At 63.8% G+C, this 16,599-nt stretch carries 16 protein-coding genes; 10 read left to right on the top strand and 6 right to left on the bottom strand.

Annotated elements, in window-relative coordinates; genetic code table 11:
- Positions 1–105 precede the first annotated feature (105 nt).
- The 5 genes from ACFFWD_RS41295 (at position 106) to ACFFWD_RS41275 (ending at position 6,355) form a co-directional block, all read left to right on the top strand.
- Positions 106–1,671: an AMP-binding protein gene (locus tag ACFFWD_RS41295; protein WP_376975251.1), complete on the top strand. Its 1,566-nt coding sequence runs from the start codon at positions 106–108 to the stop codon at positions 1,669–1,671.
- Positions 1,672–1,856: 185 nt separating this feature from the next.
- On the top strand, positions 1,857–2,048 hold the full coding sequence (locus tag ACFFWD_RS41290) for a hypothetical protein (RefSeq protein WP_376975139.1): 192 nt from the start codon (positions 1,857–1,859) through the stop codon (positions 2,046–2,048).
- A gap of 308 nt (positions 2,049–2,356) precedes the next feature.
- Positions 2,357–3,337, top strand: coding sequence for a helix-turn-helix domain-containing protein (locus ACFFWD_RS41285; RefSeq protein WP_376975138.1), 981 nt, complete (start codon positions 2,357–2,359; stop codon positions 3,335–3,337).
- Between the two features lie 301 nt (positions 3,338–3,638).
- A complete protein-coding gene (gene mhpA / locus ACFFWD_RS41280; RefSeq protein ID WP_376975137.1) occupies positions 3,639–5,270 on the top strand; it encodes a bifunctional 3-(3-hydroxy-phenyl)propionate/3-hydroxycinnamic acid hydroxylase MhpA in 1,632 nt (543 codons plus the stop codon).
- Between the two features lie 68 nt (positions 5,271–5,338).
- Positions 5,339–6,355 (top strand): alpha/beta hydrolase family protein, encoded by a 1,017-nt coding sequence (locus ACFFWD_RS41275; protein ID WP_376975136.1) that lies wholly within the window; start codon positions 5,339–5,341, stop codon positions 6,353–6,355.
- Between the two features lie 17 nt (positions 6,356–6,372).
- Here the strand turns inward: ACFFWD_RS41275 and ACFFWD_RS41270 are convergent, their stop codons facing one another.
- Genes ACFFWD_RS41270 through ACFFWD_RS41250 form a run of 5 tightly spaced genes read right to left on the bottom strand, consistent with a single transcriptional unit; the run spans position 6,373 to position 10,329 of the window.
- Entirely contained in the window at positions 6,373–6,711 is a 339-nt protein-coding gene (locus ACFFWD_RS41270) for a non-heme iron oxygenase ferredoxin subunit (RefSeq protein ID WP_376975135.1), read from the bottom strand.
- A gap of 36 nt (positions 6,712–6,747) precedes the next feature.
- Positions 6,748–7,161: a Rieske (2Fe-2S) protein gene (locus ACFFWD_RS41265; RefSeq protein ID WP_376975134.1), complete on the bottom strand. Its 414-nt coding sequence runs from the start codon at positions 7,159–7,161 to the stop codon at positions 6,748–6,750.
- Positions 7,162–7,163: 2 nt separating this feature from the next.
- Positions 7,164–8,267 carry an amidohydrolase family protein gene (locus tag ACFFWD_RS41260; RefSeq protein ID WP_376975133.1) on the bottom strand — a complete coding sequence of 368 codons (1,104 nt, stop codon included), beginning with the start codon at positions 8,265–8,267 and terminating at the stop codon, positions 7,164–7,166.
- Between the two features lies 1 nt (position 8,268).
- Positions 8,269–9,321 carry an amidohydrolase family protein gene (locus ACFFWD_RS41255; protein ID WP_376975132.1) on the bottom strand — a complete coding sequence of 351 codons (1,053 nt, stop codon included), beginning with the start codon at positions 9,319–9,321 and terminating at the stop codon, positions 8,269–8,271.
- A 33-nt stretch (positions 9,322–9,354) separates the two neighbouring features.
- The gene (locus ACFFWD_RS41250; protein ID WP_376975131.1) at positions 9,355–10,329 is read right to left on the bottom strand and encodes a Bug family tripartite tricarboxylate transporter substrate binding protein; all 975 of its coding nucleotides are present in this window, start codon (positions 10,327–10,329) and stop codon (positions 9,355–9,357) included.
- Between the two features lie 84 nt (positions 10,330–10,413).
- Between ACFFWD_RS41250 and ACFFWD_RS41245 the strand changes: the two genes are divergently transcribed.
- Complete coding sequence (locus ACFFWD_RS41245) at positions 10,414–11,226, top strand: IclR family transcriptional regulator domain-containing protein (RefSeq protein WP_376975130.1); 813 nt, start codon at positions 10,414–10,416, stop codon at positions 11,224–11,226.
- Between the two features lie 52 nt (positions 11,227–11,278).
- Here the strand turns inward: ACFFWD_RS41245 and ACFFWD_RS41240 are convergent, their stop codons facing one another.
- Positions 11,279–11,905: a GntR family transcriptional regulator gene (locus tag ACFFWD_RS41240; RefSeq protein ID WP_376975129.1), complete on the bottom strand. Its 627-nt coding sequence runs from the start codon at positions 11,903–11,905 to the stop codon at positions 11,279–11,281.
- A gap of 179 nt (positions 11,906–12,084) precedes the next feature.
- Between ACFFWD_RS41240 and bioB the strand changes: the two genes are divergently transcribed.
- Genes bioB through ACFFWD_RS41220 form a run of 4 tightly spaced genes read left to right on the top strand, consistent with a single transcriptional unit; the run spans position 12,085 to position 16,095 of the window.
- Positions 12,085–13,044 carry a biotin synthase BioB gene (bioB, locus tag ACFFWD_RS41235; RefSeq protein WP_376975250.1) on the top strand — a complete coding sequence of 320 codons (960 nt, stop codon included), beginning with the start codon at positions 12,085–12,087 and terminating at the stop codon, positions 13,042–13,044.
- Positions 13,044–14,183 (top strand): 8-amino-7-oxononanoate synthase, encoded by a 1,140-nt coding sequence (locus tag ACFFWD_RS41230; protein WP_376975128.1) that lies wholly within the window; start codon positions 13,044–13,046, stop codon positions 14,181–14,183. Before bioB ends, ACFFWD_RS41230 begins: the two co-directional genes overlap by 1 nt.
- Positions 14,180–14,821, top strand: a complete 642-nt coding sequence (gene bioD, locus ACFFWD_RS41225; protein WP_376975127.1) for a dethiobiotin synthase — start codon at positions 14,180–14,182, stop codon at positions 14,819–14,821. Before ACFFWD_RS41230 ends, bioD begins: the two co-directional genes overlap by 4 nt.
- A complete protein-coding gene (locus ACFFWD_RS41220) occupies positions 14,818–16,095 on the top strand; it encodes an adenosylmethionine--8-amino-7-oxononanoate transaminase (protein WP_376975126.1) in 1,278 nt (425 codons plus the stop codon). The genes bioD and ACFFWD_RS41220 overlap by 4 nt, the downstream gene beginning before the upstream one ends.
- Positions 16,096–16,599 lie beyond the last annotated feature (504 nt).

Genomic DNA, 16,599 nt, shown 5'->3' with positions numbered 1-16,599 from the left:
AAGCGGCCTGTTTGCACCTTTCCGAGTCACTATGAGCACAAGACCCTCCCGACAATGACAAAAACAAACGCTCCCAAGGACAGCCACGAACGACCATTGCATGAGATGCTCCGGCAGCACGCCCGCGAGCGGCCGGAGAAGCCCGCCTGCATCTGGTACGGTCGTGCCATCACCTATCTCGAGCTCGACCGCGCGAGCGATGCGTTCGCGGCGCGCCTGCAACAGCTCGGCGTCCGCAAGGGCGATCCGGTCGCGCTGTTCATGAACAACTGCCCGCAATACATGATGGCGCAATACGGCGTCCAGAAGATCGGCGCCATCGCCTCCCCCTGCGGAGCGCTGAACAAGGAGCATGAGCTCGCCTATCAGCTCGACGACCTCGGTGCGCGCGTGATCGTCGCGGCCGAGCCGCTGCTGCCCATCGTGCGGCAGGTCCGCGACAAAACCAGGCTTGAGCACGTTTTCGTGGTCCGCTACCCGGACCTGCTGCCCGAGCAGCCGCAGATCGGCGTCCCCGACGAACTGCTCGCATCCGTATCAGAGCCGGCCGGTGCGGCCGGCGACACCGAGGACTTCCTCTTGGTCGCTGCAAGCGGTGCAACGCCCGGCGCTGTCGCGATCGACATGAACGATACGGCGCTGATGATCTACACATCGGGCAGCACGGGCCGGCCCAAGGGCGCGATGCTGTCGTATCGCAACGTCATCTTCAAGACCGCCGCGACCGTGAACTGCAACGGGATCGGTGCCGACGACGTCCTGCTCTCGATCGCTCCGCTCTACCACATCGCGGGCATGGTGATGGGCGTGAACGCACCGGTCTATGCCGGCGCGACGTCGGTCCTGCTGTACCGGTTCGATCCGCTGACGACCGCACAGGCGATCGACCGCTACCAGGTGAGTTGGTGGTACAGCGTGGCGCCGATGAACGTCGCGATCACGCAACTGCCAAATATTTCCGACTTCAGGCTGACCAGCCTCCGCGTCAACCCCGTGACCAGCTTCGGCATCGACTGGACTGAGGCGCTCGCCAGGCAGTGGCAAACCGTCGCGTCAAACTGCGAAAGCTTCGAGGCCGCCTACGGGCTGACCGAGACGCATACGGTCGACACCTTCATGCCGCGCACCGCGGTGCGCTGGGGAACGCATGGCAAGCCGGTGCCCGGCAACGAGATCCGGATCGTCGATCCCGACTCCGGCGCAGACACGCCGGCAGGCGTCCCCGGCGAAATCGTGATCCGCGGCCCGGGCGTGTTCAAGGGCTACCGCAATCGCCCCGATGCGACCGCGGAAACGCTGCGCAATGGCTGGCTGCACACCGGCGACATGGGCCGCCTCGATGCCGAGGGCTATCTGACCTTCATGGGCCGCTTCAAGGAGATGATCAAGGTCTCCGGCTACAGCGTCTTCCCCGAAGAGGTCGAGGCGATCCTCAACAAGCATCCGGACATCGCGGCGTCGGCCGTCATCGGCGTGTCCGATGCGACGAAGGGCGAGGTCGTCAAGGCCTTCATCGTTCTGAACCCGCGTGCCGAGCTGGATGCCGCGCGTCTCGTGGCATGGGCACGGCAGAACATGGCGCCCTACAAGGTGCCGCGCGACGTCAGCTTCGTCACTGAGTTGCCGCGCTCACCGGCCGGCAAGCTGTTGCGGCGGCTGCTCAAGGATTGACGCGACGCCAAACATGCGGGCAGCGGCGCAGTTCGACGCATCTGCGTCAAATTGACTCGGCCCGTGTCCCAAAATAACCACCGATGCGGTCCGACGGCACCTTTCGCGACTCGATGACCATGCTGCACATGACGCTTTGACGCCGGCTACTCACCTCAATCAGAAAGCGTATTGCAGCCTTCGACATGTTCAGTGACGACCATTGCTCCAATATCAAGTACCAACAACGCATGAAACGAATGATCGAAGCGCTAAAGGGCGAGTTGACGCTGCAAGGCATCATCGGTCAGGGGACCACCACCGACCTGCGGGTGGATATCGTCAGCCTCGCCGAGACCGCGCTGATGGTCTGCGATGTCGAGGGAGTTACCGACTGATTGCGTCCTGCCCCGCGTAGCGGCTCCTCACTGCGGCCGTCCCCTGATGGCGGCGCGGTTCTACATGTACCCGCGTTTCTCAAAAACGCCGCCAGGACCGCAGCCGAAGTCCGCCGACGACGGTGATGCGTGAATGGTGCCGGGAACCCTGAGGCGGGACCCGGTTCACGGCATCTCGGCTTCGCCGGACAGATCGCGAAGGACATATCCAGCCTGCATGGCCCCTTGCCTTGCTCGCGCAGAACGCCTGACATAGGGGGAAAATCCAGTCGCATCAGGCGGCTGACCGATCTACAATCGCTCCCAAGGTGCCGATCCTCTGGGAGGGGGACATGAACCTCGTTTGCTCGACAAGAATGCTGACGAGCGATAAGCGCGTCCGATGGCAAGAGATCATCAGCGAACTGTATGCGCCGCTGGAGATAGACATTGGCGATCCGACGAGCTTCGTCGGAGAAATCAGCAGGACGTCACTAGGCCCCCTCGAACTGACCCAGTCGATCGTCGACGGCGAATTTTCTCGACGAACCAAGCGTCATCTGGTCAGTCAAAACAACAACGACTGTGTCGTGGTTCTGGTCAAGCAAGGCCCGCTGACCGTGTCGCAGTTCGGTCGGGAAAGCGACATCGGGAGCGGTTGCTACACTATTCTCGACCTCTCTGAGCCCTACACGCTGAAGCATCGTAATCGCACCGACGCCTACTTTCTCAAGATGGCAAAGCCGATCCTGGGTCTGCGCATCCGCGATGTCGAGATGCGCTGCGCGGTCAACCGCCCCGGCGGCACCGGCGTCGCCGCGATCGGCTACGATCTGATCCAGTCGCTCGGAAGTCACGCGGCAACCACGTCCGAGAGGGTGACGATGGGACTGGCCGAGCACATGATCGACTTCTTCGGCATCGTTTTTGATACGGCCGGCGATGGCCTGGTCGAGGGCAGCTCGATAGCCTGCAACGGAATACGGCGCCGCGCGGCCCGCTATATCGATCGAAATCTGGCCGACCCCGAATTGTCGCCAGAGAAAGTCGCCGACGCCTTGCGTATCTCGCTTCGATATCTCCATCGCGCCTTTGAAGGCTCCGGAATGTCGGTCAACCGGCACATTCGCACGCAGCGGCTGACCCGCTGTCGGGACGCCCTGCTGCGAACGACAGGCACCTCGCAGCGCATTTCGGAGATTTCCGAGCGATACGGTTTTCGCAACGCGAGTCATTTTTCGACCTGCTTCAAGGAGGAGTTCGGCTTTCCGCCGAGCGCGGTGCGGCTTGGCAGGTCCACCGTCGGCTGATGTGGGCACGTAGCTGACCGCCGTAATCCTTCCTTCCAGAGAACAGCTTTCATCCCCGAGCTGGCAAGCGTGCTGCGATCCGTCAGCACCCGGCAATTCATGCGCTCTGACAAAATGTCTTGTGCGCTCGCCCGAAAGCGAGGGTCTGCCTCTCCCCGGCCGGCCGGGGCATAGTCCCGTGCACATTTGAAGTGCCATCGCGCGCCACCGCCCATCGTCGACGACAGCATGCGTCGAGGTACGTGGGAGACGGCGGCATCTTGATCAACGACATAATCCAATACGAGACAGGGAGGATCAGGTGAACAGAAACAATCCGTCGATCGGCTTCGACCGGCGCCACGTCGCCATCATCGGCTGCGGTCCGACCGGACTCGCCGCTGCGTCACTTCTGGGCAAGGCCGGACATCAGGTCATCGTCATCGAGCGTTGGCCGGAACCATACGGGCTTCCCCGGCTGTCCCACATCGATGGAGAAACCGCGCGCCTCGTGCAGTCCGCCGGCGACATCGATCACGCCCTGCGTGACGCCGTTCCGATCGATCACTACCACTACCTCGATGCCGAAGGGGCCATTCTGATCGACCTCAACTGGAACGGCGAGCAGTGCGGCTTTCCCGCCCACATCTCCATCTTTCAGCCGGAGATCGAAGAGGCGATGTATCTGCGCGCCCAGTCGCTGCCGAACGTCGAGTTCCTGCGCGGCTGGGAAGCGGTGGAAATCACGCAAGGATCCGACGCCGCCACCGTTACGGCCCGCCCGTGGAGCGCTTCGTGGAAGGTCCCGTCGGAGGCCATGTCGACGTCTCGCGTGTTCAAGGTTGATTTTGTCATTGGTGCGGACGGCGCGAACAGCTTTACACGCCGCGCGCTCGGTATCGAACGCCTCCAGTATGGCCATCACGAGCGCTGGCTCAACCTTGATTCCGAGTATCTTCGCGATCTGGGTGGCCGCTTCAAGGTCACCTCGATCTACTGCGATCCGGCGCGGGCTCACATGTACATGCCGATCGGCAAGTCCCGCGTGCGGTTCGAGATGCGTGTGCTGCCGGGCGAAGAAACGTCCTACTGGGAAGACATCAACAACGGACTGCGATGGCTTCGCGAACAGCATGGAATCGGCCTTGACGAGGTTAAGCCAATTCGGAACGTCGTCTACACATTCGACCCGGCGATCACGACCAAGTGGCGCGAGCGGCGGATCCTGCTCGCGGGCGACGCCGCTCACACCATGATGCCCTACATGGGGCAGGGGGCGTGCTCGGGAATTCGCGACGGCGCGAACCTGGCCTGGAAGCTCGACCTCGTGCTCAGCGGATTGGCGTCCGAGGAGCTGCTCGACAGCTATGAGCAGGAGCGCCGGCCGCACGTGACCTCGATTACGGAAACCTCCACTTTCCTCGGAAAGGTCGCCAACGAGGATGATCCGGCAAAGGTCGCGGCGCGCAACGCGATGCTTCGCTCCGGTCAGGTCCCGCCGCTGCCTCCATTTCCGAAGATCGAAGCAGGGGTGGTTCACCGCGAGGTGGACGGCAGCCTGCTGCCGACGACGGGCGCGCCAACCCCGCAAGGGATCATCCGGCGCGGTCAGCGCGAGGGCCGCTTGGACGATCTGTATCCGAGCGGCTTCCTTCTCGTCTGCCTGGAAGACCCGAGCCCCTACCTTGATGCCGAGTCGTTGGCATTCGTCCGGAAATTGGGGTGCGGCATCGTCGTCCTTGGCGAGACCGGTTCATGTGACGCCGCCGACGTCGATGGCGTCCAGTCCGCCTTCCTCCGGGACAACGGAATGGCTGCCTATCTGCGCAGACCCGACTTCATCGCCTTCGGTTCAGTCCGCACGCTCGAGCGGTTGCCGTCGCTTCTCGCGAGCCTCCGGCAAGCACTGTGCTGGCAGGAGCAGACCGTTCAAGCAATCGCGTGCGGCCAATGACACCGGCACTCTCGCCCGGACAGGCCAAGCAGATATCGGCCCTTCAGCGCGCCATGCCGATGACGCGCTTGATCGACTACGGCATTGACTACGCCAGCGCCGTCGAACTGTTTGCACGAACAAGCGCCGGGGAGCCCTGGGACGAGGCCGCGGAGGCCATTGCAACACGGCATTTGGCCAGGGCTGCCGAGGCAGTGCTGGCGGGCCATGTGGTCACCTCGTCCGAAGCGCTGGCCGACGGTATCGCCGCGCTCATTTTCGCGCAGATGGCCTTCAACTCCGACGTCGAAAGAAAGCGAACGCTCTATCGCGATCTGGTCCGCGCCTGCTTGAAGCTGACCGAGGTCTACGATCTGCCGCTGCAACGGGTGGAAATCCCCTTTGCCGGCGCGCGGCTGATCGGATGGCTGGTTCGGCCGGCCGCAATCCCCATTCGTGGCACCGTCGTGATCTTCGGCGGCCAGAGCGGCTGGGGGATGGCCTATCTGCAAGCTGCCCGCGCCCTGGCAAAGCGCGGCCTGGCCGCACTGCTGGCCGAAGGACCGGGACAGGGTGAGACCAGGCTTGAGCAGCACATCTACCTCGACGTCGATGTGCCCGCCGCCTATCAGGCATTGGTCAGCTACGTCACCGAACAGCCGGAGCTCGGCAGACCCGGCATCTGGGGCAACAGCTATGGCGGCCTGTGGGCCGCGAAGACGGCGGCGCGGGACAAACGCATCGCGGCCTGCTGCGTCAACGGCTCATTCGCGCGACCGCGCCTATTGCCCTTCCGCACGGCATTCGAACAATCCGCCGCGATGCTGGGCACGGAAGATGAAGCAAGGATCAATCGGAACTTCGAGAGGATGAGCTTTGAGCCAGGCGTGGATCAGATCGCTTGCCCGTTGCTCGTGCTGCACGGTGGAGCGGATCCGCTGGTTCAGCAATCGGATCAGTCGCCGTTCCTTGACGGGGCAACCACGAAGGACAAGACGCTGAGGATATGGCCGGACGGCGAACATACGATCTACAATCACGGCCGGGAACGAACATCCTTCGTCGCCGACTGGTTCACGTCGCGCCTGTCGCAGCCGGACGATTAGCGAGCCGGACAGCGACGTCAGACGTCGCCGTTCCGCGACTGGTCCAGCAGGACCTCGATCCGGTCGTCGACCCGTCGCGTGCGATAGGTCCGCACATCGCAATCGACCGGCTCGCACAGCGCTTTGCCCGACCTGATGTTGAACATGCCGCCGTGCAGCGGGCACTCGACGACGTCGTCCTCCAGGATGCCGTCCGTCAGCAGCGCAAAGCCGTGCGTGCAGACATTGTCGGTGGCGAAGACCTCGCCGCCGACCCGGTAGAGCGCAAGCTGCAGGTCCCCGATCTCGACGGGCACCATCGCGCCCTCCTCGATGTCGGCGTCGCCACAGATCGCCTGCCAATTGCCGTCGCTCATCTGCCTTTCATCCTGTTGCTGCCGCATCGCCGCGCGTCACGTTTCGACGAAGACCGTCGCCTGTTCGACGACGACCGGAAATGTCTCCGCCTGGAGTTCCCGCTCGGCGGGGGCGGCTTCGTTCTCGACACACGTCTTGTAACGCCTCGTGAACAGGCGCTCCGGATCGCAGTGCGACTTGCCAGTGCGCAGATCGAATTCCCAGCCATGCCACGGGCAGCGCAGGATTTCGCCCGGCCGGGACAGCTTGTAGCAGCCGGGCGTCTCGGACTCCGGCAGGCCGACCACGAGCCCCCGGCTCAGCTTCGCGCCTTCGTGGGGACAGCGGTTCAACAGCGCATAGAAGTCGCCGGCGACATTGAACACGCAGATTTCGCGGCCGCCGATGCTGACGACCTTGTTGGTCCCGGGCGGGATCTCCTTGACGAGCGCGACGCGATGTTTCGGCATGCTCAGAACCGGTAAAGTTGCTCGGCGTTGTCGCGGCAGATCTGCCGACGTTCCGCAGGCGTCAGTTTCATGTTGAACGCGTAGGCGGGGTCGTCCTGGTCCCAGTGCGGATAGTCGCTCGAGAACAACAGGCGATCCCAGCCGACCTGGTCGAAGCAGCGGCGCAAATCGGCCGGGTTGTTCGGCTCCTCCATCGGCTGCGTCGTGTACCAGAAATTGCGCTTCACATAGTGCGACGGCGGATGCTTGAGATGCGGCACCTCGCCTGCCATGTGCTCCCACAGCCGGTCCATGCGCCACGCGAAGCTCGGCACCCAGGCAAAGCCGATCTCGACCAGCACGACCTTGAGCGCCGGAAATCGTTCGAGCACGCCCTCGAACACCAGGCTGCTCATTGTCGCTGGTCCGCCCATCGTGGTCGCGTAGTGCTCTTCCATGTAGAACGACGGCCAGCCGCCGCCGGTCGATGCGTGCCCGCCGATGCCATAGGAATGGATGCCGAGCGGCAGCCCGTGCGCCTCGGCGGCCTCGTAGATCGACCAATAGCGTTGCTGCCCGAGCGGCTCGCTCGAGCGCGGCGCCAGCATGATCTGGACAAACCGCCGGTCGCGCGCGCAGCGCTCGATCTCCTTCACGGCAGCCGCCGCGTCATCCTGCACGACGACGAGCGAGGCATGAAGGCGCGAATCCTTCTCGAGCCATTCGGCGACCTGCCAGTCGTTATGGGCCGTGGCGAGCGCGCCGGCGAATGCCAAATTGCGCTCGCTGCCGACATTGCCGAACAGCGGGATCAGGATGGCCTTGGTCACGTTGAAGGGATTGAGGTGCTGCTCCTGCATGAATGCGAGGTCGGAGCCGGGCGGTCCGCCGGACGGCGGCCAGGCATCGCGCCGGCAGATCAGCGGCGCCGAGCGCGGATACTGCGTCGTGTTGATGAACGGCTGCCGCAGATGTCCGCTGAACTGCTCGGCATGCTCCTGCCATCGCCGGGGCAGGAACGGGTGCAGGCTCTTCGCGCTCTTCGGCAGCGGATGAATGTCGCAATCGATGATTCCGGCATCCGCCTTTTTCGCGGCGCCGACCTGCGGTTTCTCAATCACGCTCATCTCAGCCCTCCCGCAAACGCACGTAGGTCTCGAACGGGTTCTCGGTCCGCAGCTTGCGCATCAGCTCCGGCCGGTCGCGCAGTGGCACGGCATCCGTCCCGTCGAAATTCCAGCGCGGATAGTCGGTCGAGAACAGCAACATGTGCTCGCCGATCTGCTCGATCAGTCCGGCGATGAGCTCGGTATCCTTCGGGCCATCGAACGGTTGCAGCGTCATGCGGACATGCTGCGACACGACCTCGCTCGGCGGGCGCTTGAGCCAGGGCACCTCCATGCGCAGGCCGCGCCACAGCTTGTCGATCCGCCACAGGAATGCCGGCAGCCAGGTCACACCCGAATCGGTCAGGACCACCTTCAGCTTCGGATGCTGCTCGAACACGCCCTCGGCGATCATGCTGAGAAGCTGCGTCTGGAAGCCGACGCTCAGCGCCGCCTGGTCCTCGATGTGAAACGACGGCCAACCGTTGGTCCACGGCGCGAACCGGTAGGCGGTGCCGGCATGGACAGCGACGGCAAAGCCGTGGGCTTCCGCGGCCGCATAGATCGGCCACATCGCGCGACGGCCGAGCGGCATCTCCCCCATCAGCATCAACTGGACCTGAACGAACCTGCGGTCGGAGGCCCAGCGCTCGATTTCGCGCGCGGCCGCTTCCGGATGCTGCCAGGGCACGATGACCGAGCCGCGCAGCCGCTCGTCCTTGCCGAGCCATTCCTCAGCGAGCCAATCGTTCATCGCGCCGCAGAGCGCGGCGGCGAGGTCATGATTGTAGACGGCCTGCGCGCCGTAGAGGCAGTTGCAGATCGCGATGTCGGTGCCGAACGGATCGAGCGCCTGCGCGCGGATCGCGTCGAGATCGCCGGCGCCCTTCCAGTCCGGGCGCACCGCCGCCGGGATGTTCGAGAGATCGCTGGTCAGCTCCAGCCGATCAATGCCGCGGCTCGTCACCTGCTCGCGCCAATACTCGGACAGATACGGCAGCAGCTTTGCTGTCGTCGGCAGCGTGACGTGAACGTCGCAATCGATCTTCTTTTCGGAGACAAGGGACTGCAGCATGGGTTTCGTTCCGCTCGGGACCTGAAGGGACGGCTACTCGACGGTGATCCCCGCCGCACGGATCGTCGTTGCCCATTTGTCGGTTTCCTTGCGGATGAAGGCCGCGAACTCCTCGGGCGACGATCCGACCGGCTCGGCGGCCTGCTTCTTCAGCGCCTCCTGCAGGTCGGGCGATTTCACGGCCTGAACGATCGCCGCATTCAGCTTCATGACGACGTCGCGCGGCGTGCCGGCCGGCACCACGATGCCGGTCCAGCCGGTGGCCTCGTAGTCAGGCAGCCCCGCTTCGGCGACGGTCGGAACATCGGGAAGCAGCGGCGAGCGCGTCTTGCCGGTCACCGCCAGCGCGCGCAGCTTGCCGCCTTCGACCAGCGGCATCGCGGTGATCATGGAATCGAACATCAGCTGGACGTGCCCGCCCATCAGGTCGTTCAGCGCCGGCGCGCTGCCCTTGTAGGGCACGTGCGGCGCATCGATGTTGGCCTGGCGGACAAACAGCTCGCCCGACAGATGCATCGAGGTGCCGAGCCCCCCGGACGCCCGGTTGAGCTTGCCGGGATTCTTCCGGGCGTAGTCGATCAGTTCCTTGACCGACTGCACCGGCAGGTCCGGCGAGACGACGAGCAGCAGCGGATATTGCACGACCAGCGACACCGGCTCGAAATCCTTGATCGGATCGAACGGCAGCTTCTTGAACAGCGTCTGGTTGATCGCGTGCGTTCCGGTCGTTGCGAACAGCAGCGTGTAGCCGTCGGGCGCGCTCTTGGCGACATAGTCCGCGCCGAGATTATTGCCGGCGCCGGGCTTTGGCTCGACAATGACGGGTTGGCCGAGCGAGGCCTGCATCTTGTCCGCCAATAGCTGCGCCGTGATGTGGGTCGGGCCGCCGGCTGCGGCCGGAACCACGATCTTGAGCGGGCGGCTCGGAAAATCATTGGCCTGCGCGGGCGACGCCAGCACGCAGAGCGCCGCAAGCCCCAGCCATGTCCACAAATTTCCTGCGCGCAACCTCGCCTCCCGCTTCCATTGTTCGACTGTCGAACTTAAGGTCGACTATCGAACAGCACTAATCACAGCCGCAGGGGTTTTGCAATGACCGGACAGCCCGGCGAGTCCTGGACCGACAGCTCGAAATGGCCTGGTGGCAGCGACACCTTCGTCGAGGCCTTCGCCAAGGGGCTGGTCGTGATCTCGTCGTTCACCGACCAGCGCAAGCTGACGCTGACCGACGTGGCCCAGCGCGCCAATTTGCCGCGGGCCGGCGCGCGCCGGCTGCTCTACACGCTGGTCGCGCTCGGCATGGTTCGGCAGGACGGCGACGATTTCAGCCTGACGCCGCGCGTGCTACAGCTCGGCTTTTCCTATCTGTCATCGCTCTCGCTCCGAGAGGTCGCGCAACCGGTCATCGAGACCCTGTCGCGCAAGACCGACGAGGTCGTCGCGATCTCGGTGCTTGACGGCTCCGACGTCATCTACGTCGCGCGCGCCGAAGTCACGAGCGTGCTGCGACGCGGCCTGATGACGGGCAGCCGCATCCCGGCGTTTTGCACCTCGATGGGACGGGTCCTGCTCGCAAGCCTCTCTCCAGAGGATTGCCGGGCGACCCTGCAAAACTCCGAGCGGCGGCAGTGGACGCGGGTGACGACGACCGATGTCCGCAAGCTCGAGCGCGACATCGCCAAGGTCCGCGATCAAGGCTGGAGCGTGGTGGTCGACGAGCTCGAGCTTGGCGCGTTCGGCATGGCCGTCCCGATCCGCGGCCCCAACGGCAACACGATCGCCGCGATCAATCTCTCGACCAATCTGGCGCGGCATTCGCCCAAGGCGCTGTTCAAGCGCTTCATGCCGGCATTGAAGAGCGCCGCCGACGAGATCGCCCAGCACCTCGCGGCCTATGGCCGCTAGCAGCCTTGCGGCATGATCCGGCGTGGCGCGAGACACTCTTGCTCCTGGCCGATCAGCCCGGAGCTTCCCCGGCGGTACGCTCCAGGTTCCGGATGTGCGCGCGAAGCAGCGAAACCGCCCTTTCGAACTCCCGTTTCTTCAGGGCGGTGACAATCTGGCGATGCGCATGACTCGAGCCCGGCTTCCAGCCGGCGGAGCGTGTCGCCGAAAAGATGATCCGGGAGTTCGCGAGCTGAAGATCATCGAGCATGGATAGCAGCTTGGGCATCTTGCAGGGCGCCACAAGCTCGCTGTGGAATGCACGATTGGCGCGCTCCCAGTCGACCATCGATTGAGCCTGATCGCCCGCAAGAAGCGCCTTCTCAATTCTGTCGAAGCAAGCGGCATTCATTCTCGGAGCCGCCAAGGTCAGCGCCAGCGTCTCAAGCGCGGCGCGGATTTCGACGATCTCCTGGACCGATGCAGGATCGAGCGGGGACACCCGCACGCCCCGGCGAGGCAGGTTGACAACCAGCCCGCGGGATCGAAGCAGATGAAATGCTTCACGCGCCGGCACATGGCTCGCGTCGAACTCCTCGGCGATATGGTCCTGCCGAAGCGGCGTCCCGGGAGCCAGTTCTCCGGAAACAATCCGCTCTCCAACTTCCCTTGCAATCCGTTCGGCAACGGTCTCAGCCATCTCCGCCTCATAGATAATCTATGGAGTTTCAAATTGACCGCACGCCTCTCGGCGGTCAAGTTCAAAGCTACGGAGCAGTTTAATAGATTATCTATTAATTGCGCTCGCAACTGCTAATCGACGCCGTGACGGTGGCGCAAGGAGAAACGCGAATGCTGGACCTGGACAACGCTTCAACGATGATGGACCGCGGCAGGCCGCAGATCTGGACCGTCGCGGCGGCGCGCTCCCTGTATGAGCGCCCCTTCAACGATCTGCTGTTTGATGCGCACACCGTTCATCGGGCCCATTTCGACCCCAACCAGGTGCAGCTCAGCAAGCTGCTCAACATCAAGACCGGCGGCTGTCCGGAGGATTGCGGCTACTGCAGCCAATCGATTCATCATGCCTCCGGGGTGAAGGCATCAAAGCTGATGTCGCCGGAGCAGGTCATCGAAGAGGCCCGCAACGCGAAGCAAGGCGGCGCGACCCGATATTGCATGGGGGCTGCCTGGCGGAGCCCGAAGCCGCGGGACGAGGCGGCGATCGTCGCGATGGTCAAGGGCGTCAAGGCCCTTGGCCTCGAAACCTGCATGACGCTCGGCATGCTGTCGCCCGAGCAGGCGAAGACTTTTGCCGACGCGGGCCTCGATTACTACAATCACAACATCGATACGTCAGAGCGATTTTATCCGGAGGTCGCGACCACCCGCACGTTCGATGACCGCCTGCAAACATTGGCCCATGTTCGCGAAGCGGGCATGAAGGTTTGCAGCGGCGGGATCCTCGGGCTCGGTGAAAGCGTCGATGATCGCATCGATATGCTGGTGACCCTGGCCAACCTGCCAACGCCACCGGAAAGCGTCCCCATCAACATGCTGATCCCGATCAAAGGGTCCAGGCTCGCGGATGCCACGCCGGTCGATCCGATCGCATTCGCTCGCATTGTCGCGCTGGCCCGCATCCTGATGCCGGAGTCATATGTTCGACTGACTGCGGGGCGCGCCTCGATGTCGGACGAGATGCAGGCGCTGTGCTTCTTCGCCGGCGCGAACTCGATCTTCATCGGCGACACGCTGTTGACGACAGCCAATCCCGGAAATGATCGCGACTCAAGCCTGCTGCGCCGGCTGGGCCTCACGGCGGAGACAGCAGTCTGATGCGCGCGCAACTGGCTCGCTACGAAACCAAGCTGAAGCAGCTCGAACAGGAAGGCCGGCGCCGCACGCTGAGCGGCGGCGCCGGCCTCGACTTCACCTCCAACGACTATCTGGGGCTCGCCGGCTCCGAGCGGCTCGCCAAGGCCATCATGGCCGCGCTCGAACGCGGAGTTCCTGCCGGCGCAGGCGGCTCGCGCCTCCTGCGCGGCAATCATCCCGAACACGAAGCGCTGGAGGCGGAGGCCGCGGCCTTCTTCGGCACCGCGCGCAGCCTTTATTTCGGCAGCGGCTACGCGGCAAATCTCGCGGTGCTCGCCACGCTGCCGCAGCCCGGCGACATTGTCGTCCACGATTCGCTGGTCCATGCCAGCGCTCATGCCGGCATCGCCGCCGGACGCGCGTCCGCCATTTCGGTCCCGCACAACGATGCCGACGCTTTCGCTGACGCCCTCCGGCGATGGCGGCTTGACGGCGGCAAGGGACATCCCTGGATCGTGGTCGAAAGCCTTTACTCCATGGATGGCGATCGGGCGCCGTTGCGCGAACTGGCCGAGCTCGCAGACCGTTACGATGGATTCCTGTTCGTCGACGAAGCACATGCAACCGGTGTCCATGGACCGAACGGTCGCGGCCTTGCAGCCGGTCTCGAGGGGCGTGACAACGTCATTGTCCTTCATACCTGCGGCAAGGCACTCGGCGCGTCCGGGGCACTGATCGGAGCCAGCGGGCTGTTGTGCGACTACCTCCTCAACCGCGCGAAGCCTTTCATCTATGCGACAGCCCCCTCGCCGCTGCAGGCGGCATGCGTTCGTGAAGCCTTGAAGATCCTCATCGACGAGCCTGACAGGCAGGCACGGCTGCGCGACCTGATTGGCGTTGCGGATCGTCTCGCCACCGAGCGCCTTGGCTATTCAAGCGGCTCGCAGATCCAGCCGGTGATCATTGGCGCCAATGGAAGAACGGTTGTGGTCGCCGAGCATCTGAAGGCGAGCGGCTTTGACGTTCGTGCAATCCGTCCGCCAACGGTACCGATTGGAACCGCGCGCCTGCGCATCGCCGTCACGCTCAACGTCACCGCCGGCGACATCACCGCCTTGTTCGAGCGCCTTGACCAGGCTCTTCGGGACGAAACGCCGTGAGTCTGCGGTTTGTGGTGACAGGAACGGACACGGGCATCGGCAAGACCGTCTTCTCGGCGGCGCTGACCGATGCCCTGAATGCCTGCTATTGGAAACCAGTCCAGTCCGGGCTCGAGGGCGAGACCGACAGCGAAGCGGTCCGTCGCCTCGGCGGCATCCCGGCGAACCGGATTCTTCCCGAACGATGGCGATTGAAAGCGCCGCTGTCACCTCACATATCCGCCGCGATCGACGGAGTGAGGCTTGATCCAGCGACGTTGCAGCCGCCCGGCATCAGCCAACCGCTGGTGATCGAGGGCGCGGGAGGCGTGCTGGTGCCGCTCGCAACCGACATGGTCTTTGCCGATGTATTCGCGCGCTGGCAATTTCCCGTCATTCTATGCGCCCGCACGGGGCTCGGTACGATCAATCATACCCTGCTCTCGCTCGAGGCGATGCGCAGCCGCCAGATCCCGGTCCATGGCGTGGCCTTCATCGGCGATGCTGTCACCGATACTGAAAGCACCATCGTGGAGATGGGCAAGGTCCGCCATCTCGGACGCCTCCCACATCTTGATGTGCTGACGCCGCAGCGACTGCGTCAGGCCTTCCGTGACAATTTCGCTCTCTCGATGTTGCGTGAGGCGTGCCCGCAATGAGCGCCGTGCCGCCATCGCCGGTGTGGCATCCATTCACCCAGCATCGCCTTGACCCTGTCTTCAAGGGGATCCTGAGGACCGAGGGTGCCTATCTGATCGATGAAGATGGCCGAGCCGTCCTCGATGCGATTTCCTCCTGGTGGGTCATTACCCACGGCCATCGGCATCCGACCATCATGGATGCGATCCGGAAAGCCACCGAGAGCTTCGATCAGATCATTTTCGCCGAATACACCCATGCAGCGGCGGAGGAGCTTGCCCAAGGCGTGATCGAGATCGCGCCTGCCGGCCTCAGTCACGTCTTCTTCTCCGATAGCGGCTCAACCTCGGTCGAGGTCGCCCTGAAGATGGCGCTCGGTTTCTTTCACAACAGGGGCGTTCCACGCGCGCGCATCGTGGTCATGGAGCACAGCTACCACGGGGATACCGTGGGCACGATGTCGGCGGGCGCGCGCGGCGTGTTCAATGCCGCTTACGAACCGCTGCTGTTCGCGGTTGAAACGATTCCTTTTCCCGCGCCCGGGCGGGAGCAGGACACGCTGGACGCACTCGATCGCGCCTGTCGCGGCGGTGACGTTGCAGCCTTGCTCGTCGAGCCTCTGGTGCTCGGCGCCGGTGGGATGAAAACCTATTCCGCGCATCTCCTGGCCGAATTCAGGCGGATCACCTCGCGCTGGAACGTGCTGCTGATCGCAGACGAGGTCATGACCGGCTGGGGACGAACCGGCACACACTTCGCCTGCGAGCAGGCGGGAATTATGCCCGATATCCTGTGTACGTCGAAGGGATTGACGGGAGGCGCGCTGCCTTTGGCCGCCACCTTATGCCAGCCGGCGATATTCGAAGCGCATCTGTCGACGGACCGCAGCCGGACCTTCTTCCATTCGAGCTCATACACGGCCAACCCGATCGCATGTGCCGCTGGATTGGCCAACCTCGCGGTCTGGCGGAACGAACCTGTGCGGGACCGCGTGACCAGATTGGCGAACATGCATGCCGAACGACTGGTTCACTTTCGCTCCGACCCGCGCTTTCTCAATGTCCGGCAAATCGGCACTGTAGCTGCGCTCGATCTCGACGTCAGATCGACCGGCTACCTCTCCGAGGTCGGTCCCTCCTTGCGCACGTTCTTTCGCCGGAGGGATCTGCTCATTCGTCCCCTCGGCAATGTGATCTACCTGATGCCGCCCTACTGCGTCACGGCGGCCGAGCTCGACCGAGCATATGAGGCGATTGCAGAAGCCGCAGACTTCGTCGGGACGCCCGGACGATGAACGCCCCGGCTGCATCATGGGCTTCTTCGATCAGCGATTGGGAGCCACCGCGCAGGTGAAAGGGAAGTCAGCATGTAGGATGGGTAGAGCGAAGCGAAACCCATCATTTTGCGCCGCGGACATGAATTGATGGGTTTCGCTGCGCTCTACCCATCCTACAGCATTACGGACCTGCGGCGATCGTCGGCCCTTGCCACTGAGTTGCCCGACGGCGCAAGCCCCCGCGAAAGAAATATTTCGGTTTTCCGGAATCGCAAATCGGTATATGAATCCGCCCGTCTCACCCGATTGAGGGGCGCGTCGCGATCGTCACGAGTGTTGCGGTGAGATGCGGTGGACGCCGCGGTGCGCGAGACGAGTGCACCAAGGCGGACGGTGAAGTCGTGTGGTCCTGACGCCCCAGTGGCTGGTGTCTCTCCCGGGACGCGGAAGCGTCTTGCGGATGACGGTGACAAAAAAGCCCGGTCTCGCCGGGGAGAGCACGAAGGAAGCCGTAAAACCATC

Origin of the sequence: Bradyrhizobium erythrophlei (genome assembly GCF_042430365.1) — a bacterium.
Classification (GTDB): domain Bacteria; phylum Pseudomonadota; class Alphaproteobacteria; order Rhizobiales; family Xanthobacteraceae; genus Bradyrhizobium; species Bradyrhizobium erythrophlei.
The sequence above is the reverse complement of the archived record's forward strand: the minus strand, read 5'-3'. Positions and strand labels throughout refer to the sequence as shown.